Source organism: Aminobacter sp. P4_D5, assembly GCF_056401815.1.
Map to the genome: position 1 here is coordinate 1 of NZ_JBFUIP010000980.1, position 610 is coordinate 610.

The following is a 610-nucleotide window of genomic DNA, read 5'->3' on the forward strand; positions in this document are numbered from 1 at the left end:
CCTTCATCCAAGCGACCGGCGAAGCTCTCGTCGGCGTGCTCAACAATACCGGCCTGCCGCCGGCGCAGCGGCGCGAGCGTGTTGCGGGCATCCTGCGCCAGGCCGTGGACATGGAGGGCACCGGGCGCTTCATCCTGGGCCGCTGGTGGCGCGTGGCGACCGCGGCCGAGCAACAGGAATACCTGCGCCTCTTCGAGGAGACGCTGATCCGCAACCTCGCGGCCCGCTTCGGCGAGTACCAGGGCGTGCGCTTCACGCTCGGCCGCAGCCAGCAGCRCACCGAGGACGACGCGCTAGTCACCACCGTCGTGGAGCGGCCGAGCAGCTCCCCGGTGAACCTCGACTGGCGCGTGGCCGATGTGGGCGGCCAGCCGCGCATCGTGGACCTGGTGGCCGAGGGAACCTCGCTCCGACTCACGCAGCGCAGCGAGTACAGCGCGGTCATCCAGCGCGGCGGGAACCAAGTTTCGGCGTTGCTGACGGCGATGCGGAACCAGCTGCAGCAGTTGCAGCAAAGGACGTAGTTTCCTCGCCCTCAGGGGCCGGGCGGCGTCGGCCGCTGTGCGGCCCGATTCTCCAGCGGAGCGTGGCTTCTTACGCCACCGGACCT

The 610-nt window shown here is 70.1% G+C and carries 1 protein-coding gene; it reads left to right on the forward strand.

Annotation, left to right across the window (positions count from 1 at the left end):
* Window positions 1-524, forward strand: a 524-nt coding sequence (locus tag AC1DWF_RS36180) for an MlaC/ttg2D family ABC transporter substrate-binding protein (RefSeq protein ID WP_476843270.1), incomplete at its 5' end; no start/stop codon positions are given.
* Between the last annotated feature and the right edge of the window lie 86 nt (window positions 525-610).